A 22,866-nucleotide genomic window follows, 5' to 3' on the forward strand; every position below is an offset into this window, starting at 1 on the left:
AATAACTAAAAGCTAAAAAAGTATACCCTATGAAAAACATTGCCATAGCCCGGCGGGAAGAGCTGCCGGAAAATTTCGAAATCGCGGAAATTGATGCTTCCAAAACAACCACGCTGCGGGAGTTTTACGAGACAATGGCCGGAGTATTTGAGTTTCCCGATTATTTCGGATACAACCTCGATTCATTCGACGAAATGATGAATGATCTTTCCTGGATCGAAAACGAAAAAATCCTGATCTACTTCACCCATTCGGACAAATTCCTGGAAAAAGAGCGCAATGAAAGCAAGATCCTCACCCTGCTCGACCTCCTCGATGCTACCTGCGAGGAATGGAAATGGGCGGAAGCCGATGAGGATATCCCGAAAAAAGAGCTGCTGGTCCGCTTTTCACCGGGCGAAAGAATACAACGGCTGCTGGAATAACCTTCCTGCGGCTATGCTGCTGTTGGGGAAACCCGGCGCTGCTCAGTACTTGTAAATCCTTTTTGTCTGCCGCTGGCCGCCCGAGCTGAGCTTCACCAGGTAAGTGCCGGCCGGAAGCTTCCGAAGGTCCAGCGTCTGCTTTTGCAAAAGATCACCTTCCCGGAAGGTTTCCGTCATATGCCTTTTTCCCTGGAGGTCAAAAATCTCTACCTGTACGGTGGCCTCTGTTCCTGAAAGGTTGAAATAGAGCCTGTCCTGCACCGGGTTAGGATACAGGCTTACTTCCAGCGGTGCAACTTTTTCATTACCCAGGATAAGCTCTATCCTGAAAACCCCTTCCGTTTTTCCGTAGCCGCAAAACCAGTTGTATACTTTGCTTACCCTGAATTCTCCTGCCCTATCCGCCTTCAGCTTCAAAAGATAGTTATCGGTATAAAGAGGTGAAAAGGTATACTGTCTCAGAGAAGAGTCTTTTGCAGTGGGAATCGTGCTGAAAACCACCCGGTCAGACACATCGCTGATAGTAAAAAACCAGGGGGCATCCCCTGTAAATTTCACCAGGGCTTCTACCTGTCCACCGGCTTCTGCCAGCACACTTCCCGACAGCGTGGCGGCAGGCGGCTGCCTTAAGCGGCCCGGTTCCATCAGGGGCGTACCGGGTACGGCCAAGTCTTCAGGTACGGCTTTAATGCGGTAGCTATCGCCCGGAGCCATCGTTTCCGGGATTTCAAACCACAGCCTCAGGGTTCTGGCTCCCTTTGGGGAAGGCGGGAAAACCACCTCCTGCGAGCGGGAAACAGGGATTGCCTGGTAAGCGCCTCCTTCTCCGTCTGAAAGCATCACCCGGAACGGGCCAGGGACTTCCTTTTCCTTCCACCCGTAGAGGATTACATCAAGCGAATCTTTCGCTCCGCCACACAAGCGCATCCCGGTTTCGTAGTACCATTCATTAAACTCAGGGAAAGACCGGAGAAATCCCTTCGTCTGTACCCTTTTCCCCGAACCCGGGTGCACTACTACCGTGGCCTGTCCGTAGCCTTTCCCCGTGCCGCAAACGTTCTTCACCGATTTCAGCGAAAATGTTTCGGTCACCGGCGGTGAAACAGAAATGTACGTGTTGGTCAAAGAATAGGTGCGGCCGTTGCTCAGCGTGAAATAACTTTCTGCTCCTTCCAAGGTATATACCCTTTTCTCCCCGTTTATATCCAGCGAAACCAGCTTCAGATCTGCCGATTCCCCCGTAAAGATCTCGGTATTGCCGCTCAGCCGTACATGGGGCGCCGTAATGAGGGTAAGCGGAAGAAGAGGCGAGTCGAGATTGGCAATTGCCAGGGAATCCCGCATGCGGCCCAGGGTCAGATCTGCATCAGCCCGGCTTCTTTTCCGTACCTGCAGAGAATACTCTCCCTGCTCCAGGTCAAGGGGTATCCGGAATTTAACCCGGTCTTTCGGAGCTTTAAAGGTGGCCAGTTCCCGGTATGTCTGAACCACATTTGCATGATGCAGGTACAGGCCCAGGAGCGAATCCTGCGGAAAGCCACCGGTATAGGCCAGGTCCACCTCCACTTCTTCTCCCGAACAAAAAGCCTGTCCAAACCGGGCAGGATCACTGTACTTCAATTTTACAGAAGGAGGAATGATCACCTTTACATTACCCGAGGCTTTCCCCTGTCCGCAATGAGTGAAAACCGACTCCACCCGGTAGGTGGTTGTTTGCGCAGGAGCAAACATAAGGCCGTAATTTTGCAGGGAGGAAATCACCTCTTTCGTACCCTCTATATTTGAATACGTATAATAGATCCCGAAATCATCACTGGTAAATATTTCACCAGTATTCATTTTTACGGAAAATTCGCCGGCTTTCTCATAATTGGATTCCAGCCGCAGAATGGCGCCGGGCGCACCCAGTACTTCCGTTTTTCCGGTAAAGGATACCAGCTTTACTTCCGGTTGGGGCCTGAAATAACCCAGGTACAGTACACTGGAATAAGAATCTGTTGCCTCCGACTTTACCCGGAGGTTATAGCTGCCCTCCAGATCCTTAGGAATTTCCACCCTCAACGTCTCTCCTTCTTTTTGAAAAGGGATGGGTGTGATTTTTCCTGATGAGGAAAGCAGCTCCACTGTCAGCCAGTCGTCTGTGGGGATGCTTCCGGAATAACTCACCTCATAAAACCGCAAGGCTCCGGGGCAGTCCTTCTTCAGCATAAATTTTTTTTCGGTTACGTCTTCTGCTTTTACCAGACCGGTTCTGGTTCGGATCATGAATTTCCAATTCACTTCTGTGGTACCACAGGCATTGGTAACACTGTTCAACGTATAATGAGACGCCTCCTTTATATCGCTCAGGTATAACTGAGTGGTTATTCCGGAATTATGATAGGGAACGTAATCAGTCCCGTTAACTTTAAAACGACTTACCGAACCAATAGCATTAATTGACGGAGAGGTCAGAGAACCGGCCAGCACCTGGTAAACTTCCGTATTACCCTCAGAAAACCAGGTATAGTTATCTCCTACAGAGAGCCCGAATGAAAGAGGCGTTTCTTCCAGCCTGACCTTTACCGTATTAGAGCGGGTATTACCGGCTTGCAGCCAGAAAGAGGTTTCATACCGGTGGCCGGTAGTACGGAGCGTCAGCTGAAATCTTTCCGACAGGATCTCCTCTTCCGTAAGTTTCCTTATGGTCCCGGCATCGTCTTTGATAAGCACCTCTGCCCCACCCAGATTTCCCACGAAAAAAGGCACATCAAACGCCTTGCCTACACATACCGCCTGACCTATGGCGGCTTCATTTATACTCAGGTAGGGCGTTGCTTTGTTGATCCGGATCCGGGTTTCCCCATCAGAGGTGCCTGTGCCACAGGCGTTATTCACTGATTTGACCCGGATCACCGTGTCATCATTCACCGGTACCGGGATCAGCACTTCACCGGCCACAACCGGTGGGCAGCCATAACAGCCGGGTATAAGCTGACGGATTTCTCCACTCCCCCCGTTGGAAAGCTCATAACGAAGCTCCCCGCCACTGAACTTCAGGGGTACCAGAGCCTGCCCCGGAACACTTTGGATTTCGGAAGCCGTCAGGCTAAGCTCCGGCCGGACGCGTATATCTTTCTCCAGGTTGTTGCCCCAAAGCTCAACCTCAGATCCTCTGCTGCCGGTATATCCTACACTCAATATAATTTTGTACATGAAATTGGGCTCATGCCTTACCCCTCCGGTTATCAGGCTGTACAGGTTCTTAGGGATTTTTACAGACAAGGTGCCCCTGTCCCGGTTAATTTTCATCTCAGGACTCAGCGAGGGATAATAAACTCCGTTCCATGTAGGTTCGCCAGTCACTTTATCGTACAGGTAGGACCTGGCGTAAATGACTGCATAAAATCCCTGTTCATCCAGTTTTCCCGGATCTGAAAGCGCATAGCGGATCTCCGCTTCCTCGCCCTCACAATACTCTTTTTTATCCGCCGTGAAGCTATAAAAAAGTGATTTCTCTTTTACATAATCTATTTTAGCCGGCTCAAAAGGAACACTTTCGCAGGAGGTGCTGGCGTGAGATACAACGAACGAGGTATCGCCTGCAGGAACAGGAAGTATACAGATCCCGTTATTTATTTCTTCCCCCTGCCGGAGCTCCCTGCCATTCACCACTACCGTACTTATCTTCGGACTGTAGGGGTATTCCAAATCAATTTGGGGGTAAAAGACAAGAAACAGCCTGTCCATATCTGGCTGGGTAAGATAACCGGTTACCTGCCTGGTCCGGCCCACCCGGTTGAGAAAGAGCTGATGACTGACCTCCCCGGTAGATTCCTGTACCACCTGGCAATACAGGTATTGGTTGTTTTCCAGGGTCTCAGGAGGCTTTACCCAAACGTTATTATCTTTATCCGGCGTATATAAACCCGCAGAAATGAAACCTTCCGGTTGATAAGAAGCCGAAAATTCCACCCGGAAACGCTCTTTGCCGGAAATGTCCTGAGTTTCTATCTTCAGCCCCAGGGGCACACCCTTGCAGATTTCCGGAATCCCGGAAACGGTCCGGATGTAGATACGCCGGAGATTATCTCTTTTCACGACCACAGCCTCGCCCTCTACGTTACCTTTCGTCCCGCACTGATTGGTGATCTCACTGATCCGGTAAATCGTCAAAGAATCTGCCGGCAGCACTTTTAACTCCAGGTAATTGCCGGGTTGCCAAACATCTTTTAAAAACTTTGAACCATCACTCAAACGAACCTCGTAGGGATACAGCTGATACGAATCCCCGTAGTGATTTTCAGGAACTTCCAGGGTGACCCGAAGCGATGCCTGCTGTTCGCCTTCTATATATTGCTGCTGCCCGAACTTTGCGGTAAAGGGCTGGAGAAGGTGTGCGTAGGTAAAGAAAGCAGGCTCTTCTGCTGTGTATCGCGGACTGGTAGAGCTCATCCGGAGCTTATAGCGTCTCCCGCTCACCAGTGTATCGGGCAACAGAAAACGCGCCTGTCCCGATTGCCCTTTATTGGCCTGTCCTTCCGGCAGCAGCCGGTATTCTTCCGAATCAGCCGCCGCTATTTCCAGCAGGAACCGGTTGTCTTCGTTAAAGCCCGGCTCGGAAGAGGTACTATCGCTGAAGTAATAGTCAATCTTACCGGTGAGGTAGCGGCCACCGCATTCGATCTCCTGAAAATCAAAATAAGCATAGAACCGGGACTGTTGTGCAAAAGCAGTGCTGCATCCTGCTAAAAACAGCAAGGTTATTCGATATAAGGTTCTCATAAAGGTTTCTGGTACCGGATAAACCGCGAAATTAGCTACAAAACGCACATATTCGCCTATAGCGATGCAGGATTATTTTGCAGGAAAATCAAATAGCCGGATACCGATTGATTATATTGCAGGAGGCCTCCCTTTTTTGATCCGGCTTCGTATTTATTCCTGAATTAAGAAATTTAATTATTTAACTAAATATGCATATATATAATTATGAAATTATATATAAATATAATAATACACGTATTTAAATAATGGATGACAGCCTTAAAAAAATCAACCGCATCATTGCTATTCTCACCTCGCTCCAGGCCAAAAGGATTGTAAAAGCCCAGGAGCTGGCCGACCGTTTCGGAGTGAGCCTCCGCACCATCTATCGCGACGTCAAAACGCTGGAAAGCGCCGGAGTGCCCGTCCTTTCCGAGGCCGGTATAGGCTATTCGCTCATGGAAGGGTACCGCCTGCCGCCCGTGATGTTTACCCGTGAAGAAGCCGGAAGCCTGGTCACCGGCGAAAAGCTGATGCGCAGCTTCTCCGACAAAAGCCTCGGCGACCATTTCCAGTCAGCCATTGTGAAGATCCGGTCGGTCCTTAAAAACTACGACCGCGAATGGCTCGACGCCCTCGAAGAAACCATCCGGGTGCGCCCGCCCAAGGCCCTCTTTAACAGCGATATTGAAGATTCACTGCACACGGTATTGCACGGTATAGCTGACCGGAAGTCGGTTATCCTGGAATACAAGGCCATCACAGATGTCATTTCCGAACGGGAAATTGAGCCGGTGGGCATTTTTCATGAGAACAACAACTGGTATATCCTGGGATATTGCCTTTTGCGGGGAGATTACCGGCAGTTTCGTACGGACCGGATCCTGGCTATCCGCAGCACCACGAACCGCTTCACCCGCCGGCACGGCAAGCTTTCTGAACACCTGGATCGCCACGAGACCCTGCCGCGTATTACCGTACGGCTGCTGGTAGAGCCGCGCATTGCCCGCTACCTGGGCAATTCGCGCAACAACTACGGGTTTGTATCGGAACAAGTTACGGAAAATGGTGTGGAAATGACCTTCCACACCATTGAAATTGCAGAGGGCTTCCCCCGCTGGATCCTTAGTTTTGCAGATTATATCCGGGTGCTGGAACCACAGGAGCTGAAAGACAATGTACGAAAGCTGATTCAACGGATAGAACAAAACCAGTGAACATGGCTTACCTCTCCCAGAAGAACGGCGGCTGAATACCCAACGCCCGGAGGTATACATACCCCTGCCCGCGGTGGTGAATTTCATTTTCAATGAAATAGAAGATAGAGTCGGTCACCGTATTTTCATACTGGCCGAAAAGGCGGATGGTCTCTCCAAAACGCTCCGGGCTGATCCGGGGCCAAAAGCCGTTGATACCCTCCGTGGCCTCGTCCCACAGCTGCAGCAGCTCAGCTTTGGAATGAACCTGGAGATCTTCACTAAGAGAGCCGGTGTCTCCGCCGGCTATTTCCGTAAGGCCGGGAACGGCAATAGCCAGCAGCTCTTTGGCCAGCTCGGAAAACGGGCGCATGCCGCCTATAGAAAATTCAAATAATTCTTTTTCGGGAAAGGCCTCGATCACCCTGCGGGTAAGCCGGCGGTTCCCCTGCCATATTTCCAGCAGGCTGCCGGATGAAATAACTTCGCTCATGGTAGTATTTGTTTTGATGATGCTGCAAATCTACCCCGGTGCATTGACAGCAGTGTGTCAGCAGGCTCAGTCAATTTCAATCACTACTCCTTCTGACATGGGCCGCGATACGCAGGTCAGCACGTACCCCTCTGCAATTTCCTTTTCCGTAAGCCCCTCGTCCTCATCCATTTTCACGGTGCCTTCCAGGCATTTCCCCAGGCAGGCGGTGCACATCCCGGCCTGGCATGAATACGGCAGGTCAATATCCAGCTCGAGGGCGGCTTCCAGGATGGTCTGGTGCGGCTCTACCTCAAAAACGTGGGTTTCCCCGTCGTAGTGTACCGTAACGGTTTGCTTTTTCAGGTCAGGCAGGTGCTCCTCCTCCTCCTGGGCAGGAGCATTGAAACGCTCGTAAAAGATATGCTCTGCCGGAACTTCAAACAACTTGTAAATTTTTTGCATCTGGTCCATCATTTCTTCCGGGCCACACATATAGAAATAGTCATTCTTAAAATCCACCCGGTTTTCCTTCATAAACCAGACACCGTTGGCCTGGTGTATCCGGCCGCGGTGGCCTACCCATACCCCTGAAGGCCGGCTCAGGATATACACCACGGTGAAACGCCTGGCATATTCCGATTCCAGCTGCTGCAGCCTCTCTTTGAAGATGATGTTCTCTTCGTCGCGGTTTCCGTAAATCAGGAGAATCTTCCGGTCAGTCGTTTTCAGAACGGTTTTCAGGATAGAAAACAGGGGCGTTATGCCGCTCCCGGCGCCTATGAGCACCAGGCTGCCGTGATGCGGCTCTTCCGGCTCATACACAAAACGGCCCATGGGTTCAATCACCTCCAGGAAGTCTCCTTCCCGTAAACGGTCGTTGAGATAGTTAGAGGCCAGTCCGCCCTCCACGCGCTTCACCGTGATGGCTACCGAGGAGTCGGTAGCCGGCGAGCTCGACATGGAATAGCTTCGTCTCACTTTCTTCCCGTCACTGCCCGGAATCAGCACGGTCAGGAACTGCCCGGCCTTGTATTTGATCTGTTCACTGATAGGATGCCAGAAGTGAATGGAGACGGTATCTTCTGTTTCCCGCACAATTTTCTGTACCTGAAGAAAGTAGGTTTTCATAGGGTACAAAGTTACGCAAGGTTTTATGAAGAGTGAATCGCGAACGGCATGTTTTGCGGACTTAAAATAAAAAAGGAGGGGGTTGCCCCCCTCCTTACGGTTATCTTTCTACTGTAATGTAATCGATGATGTATTTATCCTTGCCTACCAGCTTCAGCTTGTAATAGTAAGTGCCTGTAGGTACGGTTCCGGTTCCCGGAATCACCCCTTTATTTGCCTTACCATCCCAGCCTGAAGTGGTAACGGTTTCACCGTCTTCTTCATACAGTGTAGCACCGTACCGGTTCACAATAATGAGTTTCTCGATCTGTGCGTTGCCTTTCAGCGTGATCTTCCAGTTATCGTTCACTCCGTCACCGTTAGGCGAGAATCCTTCCGGAACACTTACCATGCTTCTCGGATCGTCGTCGTCAGCGATGTTGAATACGGTTGGCGTACTCAGGTGCTTGATGATCTCGAGACCGGCGTTAGACGTATCGGTCAGTACGTTGCTGCTGTCTTCAGCGAAGGCAATCACGTTTGTACTGTAAGGTCCGAAGTTGTCTCCGAATACCACGGTCACCTTGAATTCCAGGGTATCTGTCTGACCCGGTGCCAGCACCGCGCTGGTATCCGGCAACAGCAGCCTCACGTCATCCTTACCGTTGAAGTCCGGGTTAACCACCAGGGTACTTCCCTGCGAGGTGATCACCGGTGTACCGGTCACGTTGAACTCAGGGGCATTGGCAAATGCATTCATCAGGGTATCGGTCATAAATACATTTCTCACAGTATCTGCGCCGTAGTTCCTGATTTGTACCAGGTATTTCACTTCGTAGGCCTTGCCGTCGTTCACAAACGCAGAGTCAACAATGGCCAGGGCCGCTCCGATACCGTAACCCGGTGTGCCGTCTCCGCCTATCGTAAACTCGGTCGGCGTACTGTTGTTGGTCGGATCACCGTCGTTATCCGGATCCGGATTCACACCGTCTGTTGACCGGTCTGAAAGCTCTCCGTTGGTACCGGCATACGTGGTGGCCGAGTTAGCGAAGCTTACCGAAGCATTGTTGCCCATGTTCACATATACATCCATGCGAACATTGAGTGTGGCACCCGCAGCTATGGCACTCTGATCGGCAATCAGCAGGTCGGTGCTTTCCCCTTTACCGGTGTACTCCGGATTCACGGTCAGTCCGTTGTCGGCCTCCAGGTAGATCGAGTCAATCACGGCAGCGCTTCCGAAGGTCAGTGAAAGCGTATCGGTCAGCCTGATGTGATCCAGATCTTTCAGACCCATGTTGGTCAGGGTGAACACGAACGGTACCTTATAGGCATTGCCTTCGGTCCGGGTAATTGTTCCGACAGCTTTGGCCAGTCCGATCAGCGAATCTACCCGGGCCACATTGTTGATCACCCATGTAGAGGAGTCGTTGGCCTGGTTCGTGTCGTTCTGAGCTACCGATTCCAGCTGAGCCTTGTTGGCTATTCTGCCGGTCCGGGTAACTGTTCCGGTATAGTTAACGTCTACAGAAGCTCCCGGTGCCAGGGTATCAAGACTGATCACCACCTCACCGTTTTCCAGGAAGGCATGATCACCCACCTGCGTAATCTCCAGGCCTAACGGGATGATGTCTCTCACCCGGATATCGGAGGCCCCGGTTGTACCGGCATTGGATACGGTTACGGTATAGGTCACTTCCTCGCTCACTTCGGCAGTTTCCTTATCGCCTGTCTTCTGAACGGCTACATCAACAGATGTCGGGTAAACCGGGTTCTGACAGTCGTCTGAGATCACTACATTCACCGGAGTTCCCTCGCTGTAGCATCCCGCAGTATTTCTTTCAAACAGGTAGTACACACCGGTGGTCACCTGGGCAGAAGTCACCAGGGCGGCAGACGGCGAGTTTCCGTAACGGAATTCGAACGTTCCGCCTGTTGTCGGTGCCCCGAGAATGGCATTTCTCAGATCCACGTAGGCCAGAGGACAGATGTTATTCAGTGTCTCAATAGCCGTAGGCTTAGGCAGGGCATCCACCACATTCACGGTCACTACTTCCGAACTCTCGCTTTCACATCCTGCTGCGTTGTTTACACATTTCGCAGAGAATTTGTAGGCGCCGGTTTCTGTAGGAACAAAGTTGATCGATGCTCCGGTAGCCCCGGTATTCCATACCACCTGAGCGCTACAGTTCATAGCGGTCAGCGTTACTGAAGTGCCCAGGCAGGTCGCTGAACCTACAGAAGACATCACAACAGGTGCGGTTTCACAAGATCCTGTACCGTTTCCGTTGCATTCTCCTGCCGGTTTCACACGAACGGTGATCGAACCTACCGCCTCACAATCATTGCCCGGAGTAGCCGGTGTACATACGGAGATGTCTGTTTCTTCATCGCTGTAGCAGGCTCCTTTATTGAGGTCACTGTAGTTCGCTCCTGAAACCAGTCCCTGAATGTCTCCAATGTATACCAGGGTGATCACCTTGTAGGTTCCTTCCTGTACATTTTCAAACTTAGGTGTAGTTTTCACCTGCAATATTTCATACGCATTATTGGTAAGCAGGAACCGGGTATTCATACCGTTCGGATTCTGCTGTGCCTCGTAGTTGAATTCCACGTTACCCACGGCAAAGTCACACGAGCTGCCTGCCCCGCCTTCAGAACATACGGCGGTCATGCTGGTGGTAGCCGTTGCCTGTACAGTGATGCTGTTACCGGTGGCGCCGTTAGACCATCTTACTGTTCCGTTGGCACATCCGCTGGCCGTCAGGGTTACGGTTTCACCTACACAATACGCGGTCTTATCACTTGAGATGCTCAATGTTCCGCCTTTCGCCTGGATGGTCACACTGTTCGATACGGCTGATTCTCCACAGTCGGTCTTACAGGTGGCTGTATAGCTGCCTGCACTTACCTGGATACTATGGCCTTCACTTCCGTTCGACCAGATCACCGTTCCGCCTGTACAACCGTTAGCGGTTAAGGTGGCCAGCTCCTGTCCACATACGCCATCAGTGCTGGCAGAGATTACCGGCGCTTCCGGAGCAGTGGCATTGTTATCTACCTCTACGGCGATACATGCGATCGACTCATTACCACAGGCATCCACACAGGTGGCGGTATATACGCCTGTACCTACCTGGATCTGGAAGCCGGTTTCCCCGGTTGACCAGCGAATCACTCCACCCACACAGCCGGTAGCGGTCAGGGTAGCTTTCTCGCTTCCGCATATCGAGCCTTTATCGGCCGTTACTACCGGAGGTTCCGGTGAGCCACCTTCAGAGATGGTGATGGTAGCGGCATCTGACGTTCCGCAGCCGGTGGTACAGGTAGCGGTATAGGTACCTGCTCCTGCCTGGATGCTGGTGCCGGTGGCACCGTTAGACCAGGTCACGGTTCCTGAACAGCCGCTGGCGGTAAGGGTAACTTGCTCTGTACCGCATACGGAAGAACCGCTGGCGGTAATTACCGGTTTAGCCGGTCTTTCCGAGGTACCGATGGTTACCGGAGAAGAAATCTCTGATGTACCACAGCCTGTTGTACAGGTAGCGGTATAGGTACCCGCTCCTACCTGGATGCTGGTGCCGGTGGCACTGTTTGACCAGGTCACGGTTCCCGCACAGCCGCTGGCCGTCAGGGTAGCCACTTCGCTCTCACATACGGTAGACTTATCTGTGCTTACCGATGGAGCAGCCGGCTTATCTGACGTTCCGATGCTTACCGGTGCCGAGGCTGCTGATGTTCCGCAGCTGGTGGTACAGGTAGCCGTATAGGTGCCTGCTCCTGCCTGGATGCTGGTGCCGGTGGCACTGTTTGACCAGGTTACGGTTCCGGCACAGCCGGTAGCCGTCAGGGTAGCTCTCTCGCTTTCACATACGGTAGCCTTGTCTGCACTCACAGACGGAGCTGCCGGTTTATCCGATGTTCCTACGGTTACCGGTGCCGAGGCTGCTGATGTTCCGCAGCTGGTGGTACAGGTAGCCGTATAGGTGCCTGCTCCTGCCTGGATGCTGGTGCCGGTGGCACTGTTTGACCAGGTTACGGTTCCGGTACAGCCGGTAGCCGTCAGGGTAGCTCTCTCACTTTCACATACGGTAGCCTTGTCTGCACTCACAGACGGAGCTGCCGGTTTATCCGATGTTCCTACGGTTACCGGTGCCGAGGCTGCTGACGTTCCGCAGCTGGTGGTACAGGTAGCGGTATACGTACCTGCGCCTGCCTGGATCACGCTCACGGTCTGGCCGGTTGACCAGGTAACCGTTCCGGCACAGCCGGTAGCCGTCAGGGTGGCTTTCTCACCTTCACATACGGTAGCCTTGTCGGCATTTACCGACGGAGCTGCCGGTTTATCCGACGTTCCGATAGTTACCGGTACCGATGCTGCAGATGTTCCGCAGCCGGTGGTACAGGTAGCGGTATAGGTACCTGCGCCTACCTGGATCACGCTCACGGTCTGGCCGGTTGACCAGGTAATCGTTCCGGCACAGCCGGTAGCGGTCAACGTAGCTTTTTCGTTCTCACATACAGTAGCCTTGTCGGCACTTACCGACGGAGCCGCCGGCTTAGCCGAGGTTCCGATAGTTACCGGAGCCGAAGCCACTGATGTTCCGCAGCTGGTGGTACAGGTGGCGGTATACGTACCTGCTCCTGCCTGGATGCTGGTACCGGTGGCGCTGTTCGACCAGGTCACGGTTCCGGCACAGCCGCTGGCGGTCAGCGTGGCTTTCTCATTATCACATACCGTTAGCTTGTCTGCACTTACAGACGGAGCTGCCGGTTTCACAGAAGTTCCGATGGTTACAGGCAGCGAAGACGATGACGTTCCGCATTCTGTAGTACACGTGGCGGTATAGGTACCCGCGCCTGCCTGGATGCTGGTGCCGGTGGCACTGTTCGACCAGGTCACGGTTCCGGCACAGCCGCTGGCGGTCAGCGTAGCTTTCTCGCTTTCACATACGGTAGCCTTGTCGGCACTTACCGATGGAGCCGCCGGTTTCACAGAGGTTCCGATGGTTACCGGGTTAGAGGCCGGAGAGGTTCCGCAGCTGGTTGTACAGGTAGCGGTATACGTACCTGCTCCCACCTGCACCGTTGCACCGTTCCCGATCGTAACCGGTGCGGTTGTTCCCGGTTTGTACCAGGTCAGGGTTCCTGTACAGCCGGTGGCGGTCAGTGTAGCTTTTTCATCACCACAAACGGCTCCTTTATTGGTAGTAACCGATGGCGCTACCGGTGCATTTTCCTGGCCGATAACCAGCGGTCCTGCTGATACGGTGCCTCCGCAGCTGGTAGTACAGGTAGCGGTGTATGTTCCGGCACCTGCCTGTAGGCTGTTTCCTTTAGCACCGGTTGACCAGGTTACGGTTCCACCTTCACAACCGGTGGCGGTCAGGGTAGCTTTTTCTGTGCCACACACTTTAGCCGTGCTGGTTGCTATGGTAAAGTTAGCCGGTGCGCTCTCCTGTGTAATGGTCACCGCAGCTGAAACCGCTGATGTACCACACACGGTCACACAGGTAGCCGTATACGTTCCGGCAGTTACCACCTGCGTGGTACCGGTTCCGCCGTTCGACCAGTGGATCGTTCCGCCCGCACAACCTGTAGCGGTTAAGGTAGCGGTTTCACTGCCGCAGAGAACCGACTTGCTGGTAGTAAGCACAGGTGCATCCGGCTTGCTTCCGTCACCAATTACGATTGGTGCAGATGCTTCTGATGAACCACAGGCATTCACACAGGTAGCTGTATAAGTGCCTACTCCTACCAGTACCGGGCTACCGGTCTGACCGGTGTTCCAGGTCAGGGTTCCGCCGGTAGCACAGGTGGCGGTCAGGGTAGCTTTCTCTGTACCACATACCGTATTCCGGTTGGTTTGTACAGTAGGTTTCGAAGGTACCGGTCCGCGGTTGATCACCACTGTATTGGAGTTAGCCGAACCACCGCAGGCATTTACACAAACTGCGGTATAGGTACCGGCTCCCGCTTGTCTCGGGTTAGCCGTTACATTGTCGTTCCACAATACGGTTCCTGTAGCGCAGGTAGCGGTCAGGGTAGCCGTTTCATTATCACACACCGTAGTCACACTGGTGGTTACGGTTGGAGCAGCCGGCTTGCTTCCTTTGGTAATTACTACCGGTGTTGAAGCCGGTGAGTTACCGCACGAAGTCACGCAGACGGCCGTATAGGTTCCGGCGCCCACTTGTCTTGGGTTAGCCGTGGTATTGTCGTTCCACTGTACGGTGCCGGTAGCGCAAGCTGCAGTAAGCAGGGTAGTCTCACCCTCACAAACAGTGGTCTTTTCTGCTGCTACGACCGGTGCTGCCGGTGTGCTGCCCGTGCCGATCACTACCGGTGTTGAGGCCGGTGAAGCTCCGCACGAAGTCACACACGTTGCTGTATACGTGCCGGCGCCTACTTGTCTCGGGTTAGCCGTGGTATTATTATCGTTCCATTGTACAGTACCGCTGGCGCAGGTAGCCGTAAGAGTGGCTTTCTCGTCACCGCATACGCTTGTTTTGTTTGCTGTAATCTGCGGTGCTGTCGGCGCTGGCTGGCTGGTGATCACCACCGGTGTTGAAGCCGGTGAGGTTCCACAGCTGCTTACACACGTTGCGGTGTACGTACCAGGGCCTACCAGGATCGGGCTGCCCGTGCTGCTGTTATTCCAGGTCAGCACTCCGCCTGTAGGACAGCTACCGGTCAGGGTCGCTTTCTCATCACCACACACGCTCAGCTTGTTGGCGGTGATCTGTGGTGCTGTCGGTGCAGGCTGGGTAGTGATCGTTACCGGTGTTGAAGCTACTGAAGTTCCGCAGCTGCTTACACACGTTGCTGTATACGTTCCGGCGCCCACTTGTCTCGGGTTAGCCGTGGTATTGTCGTTCCACTGTACAGTTCCGCTGGTGCAGGTAGCCGTAAGAGTAGCTTTCTCGTCACCACACACGCTCGTTTTGTTCGCCGCGATCTGTGGTGCTGTTGGCGCTGGCTGGCTGGTGATCACCACTGGTGTTGAAGCCGGTGAAGTTCCACAACTGCTTACACACGTTGCGGTATACGTGCCAGGGCCTACCAGGATCGGGCTGCCCGTGCTGCTGTTATTCCAGGTCAGCACTCCGCCTGTAGGACAGCTACCGGTCAGGGTCGCTTTCTCATCACCACATACGCTCAGCTTGTTGGCGGTGATCTGTGGTGCAGTCGGTGCAGGCTGGGTAGTGATCACTACCGGTGTAGAAGCTACTGAAGTTCCGCAGCTGCTTACACACGTTGCTGTATACGTTCCGGCGCCCACTTGTCTCGGGTTAGCCGTGGTATTGTCGTTCCACTGTACAGTTCCGCTGGTGCAGGTCGCTGTAAGGGTAGCCATCTCTGTACCGCAAAGTGTGGTCTTGCTTGCCACTATTGACGGTGCTGTTGGTGCAGGCTGGGTGGTAATCACCACCGGTGTTGAAGCTACTGAAGTTCCACAGCTGCTTACACACGTTGCTGTGTAAGTACCAGCACCTACCAGGATAGGACTGCCCGTGCTGCCGTCATTCCAGGTCAGCACTCCGCCTGTAGGACAGCTACCGGTCAGGGTCGCTTTCTCATCACCACATACGCTCAGCTTGTTGGCGGTGATCTGTGGCGCAGTCGGTGCAGGCTGGGTAGTGATCGTTACCGGTGTTGAAGCTACTGAAGTTCCGCAACTGCTTACACACGTTGCTGTATACGTTCCGGCGCCTACTTGTCTTGGGTTAGCCGTGGTATTGTCGTTCCACTGTACAGTTCCGCTGGTGCAGGTCGCTGTAAGGGTAGCCATCTCTGTACCGCAAAGTGTGGTCTTGCTTGCCACTATTGACGGTGCTGTCGGCGCTGGCTGGCTGGTGATCACCACTGGTATTGAAGCCGGTGAAGTTCCACAACTGCTTACACAGGTTGCGGTATACGTGCCAGGGCCTACCAGGATCGGGCTGCCCGTGCTGCTGTTATTCCAGGTCAGCACTCCGCCTGTAGGACAGCTACCGGTCAGGGTCGCTTTCTCATCACCACATACGCTCAGCTTGTTGGCGGTGATTTGTGGTGCAGTCGGTGCAGGCTGGGTAGTGATCACTACCGGTGTAGAAGCTACTGAAGTTCCGCAGCTGCTTACACACGTTGCTGTATACGTTCCGGCGCCCACTTGTCTCGGGTTAGCCGTGGTATTGTCGTTCCACTGTACAGTTCCGCTGGTGCAGGTCGCTGTAAGGGTAGCCATCTCTGTACCGCAAAGTGTGGTCTTGCTTGCCACTATTGACGGTGCTGTTGGTGCAGGCTGGGTGGTAATCACCACCGGTGTAGAAGCTACTGAAGTTCCACAGCTGCTTACACACGTTGCTGTGTAAGTACCGGCACCTACCAGGATAGGACTGCCCGTGCTGCCGTCATTCCAGGTCAGCACTCCGCCTGTAGGACAGCTACCGGTCAGGGTGGCTTTCTCATCACCACATACGCTCAGCTTGTTGGCTGTGATCTGTGGTGCAGTCGGTGCAGGCTGGGTAGTGATCACTACCGGTGTTGAAGCTACTGAAGTTCCGCAGCTGCTTACACAGGTTGCGGTGTATGTTCCGGCGCCCACTTGTCTCGGGTTAGCCGTGGTATTGTCGTTCCACTGTACAGTTCCGCTGGTGCAGGTCGCTGTAAGGGTAGCCATCTCTGTACCGCAAAGTGTGGTCTTGCTTGCCACTATTGACGGTGCTGTTGGTGTGCTTCCGCTGCCGATCACCACCGGTGTTGAAGCCGGTGAGGTTCCACAGCTGCTTACACAGGTTGCGGTATACGTTCCGGCTCCTACCAGGATAGGACTGCCCGTGCTGCTGTTATTCCAGGTCAGCACTCCGCCTGTAGGACAGCTACCGGTCAGAGTCGCTTTCTCATCACCACATACGCTCAGCTTGTTGGCGGTGATCTGTGGCGCAGTCGGTGCTGGCTGGGTAGTGATCGTTACCGGTGTTGAAGCTACTGAAGTTCCGCAGCTGCTTACACAGGTTGCGGTGTATGTTCCGGCTCCCACTTGTCTCGGGTTAGCCGTGGTATTGTCGTTCCACTGTACAGTTCCGCTGGTACAGGTCGCTGTAAGAGTAGCCATCTCTGTACCGCAAAGTACGGTCTTGCTTGCGGTCAGAACAGGTGCTTTCGGCGCCGGCAATCCATAAATTTCTACCGGAATCGGTGTCTGCGAGCTTCCGCATTCGTTGACACAGGTAGCCGTATATTTCCCCGGTCCGGCTATCCGTTTATTCCCGGTTGAGCCGTTGTCCCACACTACGGTACTTCCTTCAGGACATGTAGCCGTCAGGGTAGTAGTAGTATTATCACAGATGCTGTTATCTGCCACCACAATTATCGGCGGTACCGGCTTATGTTTCTGCTCAACCGTTACGGATACAGAAGAGGCCGAAGCTCCGCAGTCGCTTACACAAACGGCAGAATAGCTTCCGGCACCTACGCTGATCGAAGCCGTAGTTGCATTCGTATTCCATCTGACTGTTCCGCTGGCACAGGTCGCTGTAAGCGTAGTTTTATCGTTATCACATACATAGGCCTGAACTGGTGTAATGACCGGTGCTGAAGGCGTAGCGCCGTTACCAATGGTTACCGGTGCTGACTCTATTGACACGCCGCAGCTGTTCACACAGGTAGCCGTATAGGTTCCTACTCCCACCAGGATCGGGCTGCCCGTGCTGCCGTTGTTCCATTTCAGGGTTCCGCCTGTAGGGCAGGAACCGGTCAGCATAGCTTTATCTGTACCACAAACTGTAAGTTTATTGGTCTGTATAACCGGTTGTGTCGGTACCGGCCCTTTGTTGATGAGTATTGTGCTGGAGGCATCTGAAGTACCGCAGCTGTTAACACAAACGGCAGTATACGACCCCGCTACACTCACCTGTATTGAAGTACCGGTAAGGCCGTTACTCCATTTCAGCTCACCAAATAAGCATGAGCCGCTCAATGTAGCCACTTCCCCTTCGCAAAGGGTAGTTTTATTGGTAACGATGGTTGGCCGGGTCGGTTTTACACCCGGTTCTATGGCAATCCTGTCTGCTGCTGCAGAAGTACCGCAGGCACTCACACAGGTAGCAATATAGAAGCCAACACCCACCTGGATCGGGCTGCCGGTGCTGCCGTCATTCCAGGTCAGTACTCCGCCTGTAGGACAGCTACCGGTCAATGTGGCTTTCTCTTCACCACACACACTGGTTACATCTGCACTGACAATAGGTTTGGCCGGTACTCCTCCCTTGGTAATAACTACCTTTTCAGAAGCCGCTGAGGTTCCACAGGCATTGGTACATGTAGCTGAATAAATACCCTGACCTACATAAACCGTAGAATTATACCCGGTTACGCCGTTCCATGTTATGGTACCTGAAGCACAGTAAGCTACAAGCTTCACCAGCTCGTCACCGCACACATTGGTTTTTTCAGCGAAAATGGTCGGCTTATCCGGTGCTCCACCCCTGGAGATCGTGATTGGCATAGAAGATACCGACACGCCGCAACTGTTAGAGCATTTAGCCGAGTAAGTACCCTCGCCCACTTCGATTTCATTCCCAAAAGAACCGTTGCCCCAATCCACGATACCTGATTCACAATGGGCATAAAGCTTCGCCTTCTCGTTACCACAAACCGTAGTTTTATCGGTCGTTACCAGCGGTGCGTCAGGAGCTTTGTCCTTACTGATAATTACCGGGATCGATTCTTCAGATTGGCCACAGCTGTTCACACATACTGCACGGTAAACCCCTTCACCTACGTATATAGTTTCTCCACCCTGTTTGTTGCTCCACAAAACGGTTGTTCCGATCGGGCAGGTGGCCGTGATAGAAGCTTTCTCATCCCCGCATACAAACACCTTGGATGGTTTGAGTATAGGCGGAGCGGGATTCTCTCCTTTATTAATGGTTATATGTCCTGAGCTCTCCGATTCACCACAATCATTTTTACAAACTGCGGTATAAATTCCTGCACCCACCTGGATCATGTTGCCTACTTCATGGGTATTCCACACCACGTAGCTTCCTACCGCACATTCTGCGCCCAGGGTAGCTTTTTCATCTCCACAAACCGACGACTTGTTGGTGGTTACCTCCGGCGGACCAGGCACTTTGTCTTTGGTAATGGTTATTTGTCTTGAATCCACAGATTTTCCACACTCATCTTTACAAACTGCGGTATACACTCCAATACCAACCTGGATCGTGATACCGGTTTTGCCGTTATTCCACTCGATCACCTGGCCTACAGCACAGTTGCCGCTCAGTGTTGCCAGCTCTGTACCGCAAAGAAAGGTTTTGTCGGTGCCCACAATAGGAGCATCCGGTACAGGTTTGTTGGTGATCGTTACCGGTGCAGATGCAGGAGATTCTCCGCATTTATCGCTGCAAATGGCGGTATATGTTCCGACTCCTACCTGGATAGTAATCCCTATCATGCCGTTATTCCACTGGATAGTCTCCCCTACTGCACAAGCTGCCGTTAAAGTAGCCAGCTCATTACCACAAACCATGGTTTTGTTCACGGTCACGATCGGTGCTTTAGGCAATACTATTTCAGGAACTACTACAGCGTTGGTCTCATTAACACATCCGTTCCCATCTTTAACATAGAATTTGTGTGTTCCTGAACCTACCTGGAATACCGCAGCAGAGATATAGGTAATTCCATCCATGCTGTAAGCAAACGGCGCAGTGCCCCCGGTAACGCTTATGGTTACCGGCACCAAAGGCCCTTTCTTACAATCCAGGACTCCCGCTACAGCCGTAGCCACAAATCCGGGATAACGGGTAATTTCAATCGGGCAGCACAGGATGCCGTCGCACTGGTCGCCGGTTCCGGCTGTATAATGGTATCTTCCCGGTTCGGTAGCGGTGTATATCCGGTTGATAGCTCCTGCTATCGCTTCCCCGTTTCTGTACCACTGGTAATTTGTCAGGCCTTCTTCTGCTTCAATGGTCACATCGATGGCTTCCTTGTCGCAGAATGTATAGATCTGCGGCACACATTCCACTTCACATTTCACTGCCGCAGTAGCCGTGAAAATACAGTCGTTGGCATCTTTTACCGTAAATACGTAATTGCCGTTGGCCAGGCCGGTAAACAACGCCTCTGCCTGGAAGGTCACGCCGTCTTTGCTATACTGGTAAGGGGCCTTACCTCCTGAAGCCAGGAGGGTTACAGTACCTTTATTATCTACGCATGAAGGCGTAACTGCCAGCGTAGGGGCACCTGCCATCGTAACTTTAGCGGTATCTTTTGCGGTACATCCGTTTGCGGAAGTCACCGTTACGATATAGTTGCCCGCAACAGTAGCTGAAATATTGGGTGTATTTGCCGTAAAGCCGTCGGGGCCTGACCAGCTGTAGGTCACCCCTGCGCTGCCGGTAGCCGTCAGCTCCAGGCTGGTTACTTTACAGGTCAGCTCGCCGCCGCTTACCGCAACCGTTGGTAATTCATTGTTCTGCGTAACGGTAGCGGTATCTTTCGCGATACATCCGTTTGCGGAAGTCACCGTTACGATATAGTTGCCCGCAGTCGTAGCCGTGATGGCCGGCGTGGTGGCCGTAAAGCCGCCGGGGCCTGACCAGCTGTAGGTCACCCCTGCGCCGGCGGTAGCGGTTAGCTCCACACTGCTTACTTTACAGTTCAGCTCGCCGTTGTTTACGGCAACCACAGGCAATTCACTGTTTTGCGTAACGGTAGCCGTATCTTTCGCGATACATCCGTTTGCGGAAGTTACCGTTACGATATAGTCACCCGCAGCCGTAGCCGTGATGGCCGGCGTGGTAGCCGTAAAGCCGCCGGGGCCTGACCAGCTGTAGGTCACCCCTGCGCTGCCGGTAGCCGTCAGCTCCAGGCTGGTTACTTTACAGGTCAGCTCGCCGCCGCTTACGGCAACGGTAGGTAATTGATTGTTTTGTATAACGGTAGCGGTATCTTTCGCGATACATCCGTTTACTGAGGTTACCGTTACCACGTAGTCACCCGCAGCCGTAGCCGTGATGGCCGGTGTGGTAGCCGTAAAGCCACCCGGGCCTGACCAGCTGTAGGTCACCCCCGCGCTGCCGGTAGCCGTCAGCTCCAGGCTGGTTACATCACAGGTCAGCTCGCCGCCGCTTACAGCAACCGTTGGTAATTCACTGTTTTGCGTAACGGTAGCGGTATCTTTCGCGATACATCCGTTTACGGAAGTCACCGTTACTACGTACTCCCCGGCGGCAGTAGCCGTAACGGTTGGAGTGGTAGCGGTAAAGCTGCCGGGACCTGACCAGCTGTAGGTCACTCCTGCGCTGCCGGTAGCCGTCAGCTCCAGGCTGGTTACATCACAGGTCAGCTCGCCGCCGTTCACGGCAACGGTAGGTACGTCGCTGTCACGGGTAACTATCGCGGTATCCGATACGGAACATCCGCTGGCACCCGTTACGGTCACGATATAGGTTCCGGGCTCGGCCACGGTTACTGACGGGGTATTGCCCGTAAAACCGTTTGGTCCGCTCCAGCTGAAAGTATTGGCCGGGTCTGAACCGGTGGCCAGCTGAATACTGGTAATAGTACAGCTCAGCTCGCCGCCCGTAAGGTTAACGGAAGGCGCCTCTTTTTCTCTTACTATAATAGGACAGCAAAGCTCCCCTTCACAGGTGTCGTCGCCACCCGATGTATAATGGTAGGTGCCAGCAGCCGTAATGGTATACACACTGTCGGTAGCGCCTGCAATGGCTTCCCCGTTTTTATACCATTGATAATTCCCTTGTCCGGGAAGCGCTTCTGCCAGGATCTGAATGGTATCACCCGGGCAATATTCAAAGATTTCCGGAGTACATTCACAATAGGCATCCACAGTGACCTTATAGGTACAGTTGTTGGCATCTTTCACCAGCACTTCATGCTGGCCTTCAGTTAAAGCAGCAAAAACGGAGTCGCTTCCGAAAGCTCCGCCGTCTAAACTATACATATAGGGTTTTACCCCTCCAGAAACCACTATAGTGGCCGTAGTTGAATCATTAACACATGCGGTTTCAGCAGAAGCCGTGATACCGCCCGGCTGAACCAGCTCAACGGTTTTCTCTACAGAACAACCGGCTGCATTTTTAACGGTTACCGTATAAGATCCCCCGGCCAGGTTAGTAAACAGGTTAGAGGCCTGCGAAGGTCCTCCGTTCAGACTGTAGGTATAATCGCTTATTTCACCCACGGTTGGGGTTACGGTAATAGAGCCGGTAGTACCGGTAGCACACACGGCATCGGTTTTGGTGACCACCGCGTCAAATTCCTGCTCCTGTGTTACCAGGTAAGGACAACACAGCTTGGCGTCACAGGTCTCTGCGTCTTCGGCCGTAAAATAATAGGATCCGGGTTCGGTAATCGTATATACGGCACCGGTTGCTCCCGCAATCTCCACGTCATTTTTGAACCACTTATAGTTTTGGTATCCTCCCTCCGCTTCGACCTCAATTTCAATCTCCTGGCCGGCACAATACCTGAAAATATCCGAATAGCACTTGCCACCGATCGTGGTATCCGCCGGTATAGCCCTGGCGTATACGGTGTGGGCCGTGTTATTCTTTACTTCTTCAGAGGTATTCTCCCTGAACCCGGCAAGAATATTTTTGAAGGAATATAGGGTTCTTAGCCCCTCCTTGTACCTCTCGAGGTAGGAAGGGTTAACCGAATTCGACCTTAGATTAGGATTAACGCTAAGGTCAGCTCTCTCCCGGGAAAACCCCGCTACTGCACTTGCCAGAAGCAGGAACAGTATGAGAATACTTTGATAGTGGAAATTTTTCCTGATGGTAAACGTAGGTTTCATCCAAAACTCAGTTAAGTGTTTCAAAAATTGGATAGATATATTCACTGCCCGGATAGGGCTTCGCGGTTACGGTCTGTTCAGAGGCTCTGAAAGCCCCGGCAC

The 22,866-nt window shown here is 52.9% G+C and carries 6 protein-coding genes; 2 read left to right on the top strand and 4 right to left on the bottom strand.

Annotated elements, in window-relative coordinates:
- Positions 1-29 precede the first annotated feature (29 nt).
- A complete protein-coding gene (locus AB2U10_RS12300; protein WP_367915296.1) occupies positions 30-425 on the top strand; it encodes a barstar family protein in 396 nt (131 codons plus the stop codon).
- A 42-nt stretch (positions 426-467) separates the two neighbouring features.
- On the opposite strand, the gene AB2U10_RS12305 is transcribed toward AB2U10_RS12300, so the two are convergent.
- A complete protein-coding gene (locus tag AB2U10_RS12305) occupies positions 468-5,189 on the bottom strand; it encodes a T9SS type A sorting domain-containing protein (protein WP_367915295.1) in 4,722 nt (1,573 codons plus the stop codon).
- A 248-nt stretch (positions 5,190-5,437) separates the two neighbouring features.
- Here AB2U10_RS12305 and AB2U10_RS12310 point away from each other — a divergent pair, with 248 nt between their 5' ends.
- Positions 5,438-6,388: a helix-turn-helix transcriptional regulator gene (locus AB2U10_RS12310; protein WP_367915294.1), complete on the top strand. Its 951-nt coding sequence runs from the start codon at positions 5,438-5,440 to the stop codon at positions 6,386-6,388.
- A gap of 7 nt (positions 6,389-6,395) precedes the next feature.
- Here the strand turns inward: AB2U10_RS12310 and AB2U10_RS12315 are convergent, their stop codons facing one another.
- The 3 genes from AB2U10_RS12315 to AB2U10_RS12325 form a co-directional block, all read right to left on the bottom strand.
- Positions 6,396-6,860: a DinB family protein gene (locus AB2U10_RS12315; RefSeq protein ID WP_367915293.1), complete on the bottom strand. Its 465-nt coding sequence runs from the start codon at positions 6,858-6,860 to the stop codon at positions 6,396-6,398.
- A gap of 66 nt (positions 6,861-6,926) precedes the next feature.
- Positions 6,927-7,970: a 2Fe-2S iron-sulfur cluster-binding protein gene (locus tag AB2U10_RS12320; RefSeq protein WP_367915292.1), complete on the bottom strand. Its 1,044-nt coding sequence runs from the start codon at positions 7,968-7,970 to the stop codon at positions 6,927-6,929.
- A 100-nt stretch (positions 7,971-8,070) separates the two neighbouring features.
- A complete protein-coding gene (locus tag AB2U10_RS12325; RefSeq protein ID WP_493820546.1) occupies positions 8,071-22,764 on the bottom strand; it encodes a T9SS type B sorting domain-containing protein in 14,694 nt (4,897 codons plus the stop codon).
- Between the last annotated feature and the right edge of the window lie 102 nt (positions 22,765-22,866).

Origin of the sequence: Leadbetterella sp. DM7 (assembly GCF_040829825.2) — a bacterium.
Lineage (GTDB): Bacteria > Bacteroidota > Bacteroidia > Cytophagales > Spirosomataceae > Leadbetterella.

Coding starts and splice junctions, on each gene's coding strand:
- AB2U10_RS12310 (WP_367915294.1), top strand. CDS start 5,438: ATGGATGACAGCCTTAAAAAAATCAACCGCATCATTGCTATTCTCACC.
- AB2U10_RS12305 (WP_367915295.1), bottom strand. CDS start 5,189: ATGAGAACCTTATATCGAATAACCTTGCTGTTTTTAGCAGGATGCAGC.
- AB2U10_RS12300 (WP_367915296.1), top strand. CDS start 30: ATGAAAAACATTGCCATAGCCCGGCGGGAAGAGCTGCCGGAAAATTTC.
- AB2U10_RS12320 (WP_367915292.1), bottom strand. CDS start 7,970: ATGAAAACCTACTTTCTTCAGGTACAGAAAATTGTGCGGGAAACAGAA.
- AB2U10_RS12315 (WP_367915293.1), bottom strand. CDS start 6,860: ATGAGCGAAGTTATTTCATCCGGCAGCCTGCTGGAAATATGGCAGGGG.
- AB2U10_RS12325 (WP_493820546.1), bottom strand. CDS start 22,764: ATGAAACCTACGTTTACCATCAGGAAAAATTTCCACTATCAAAGTATT.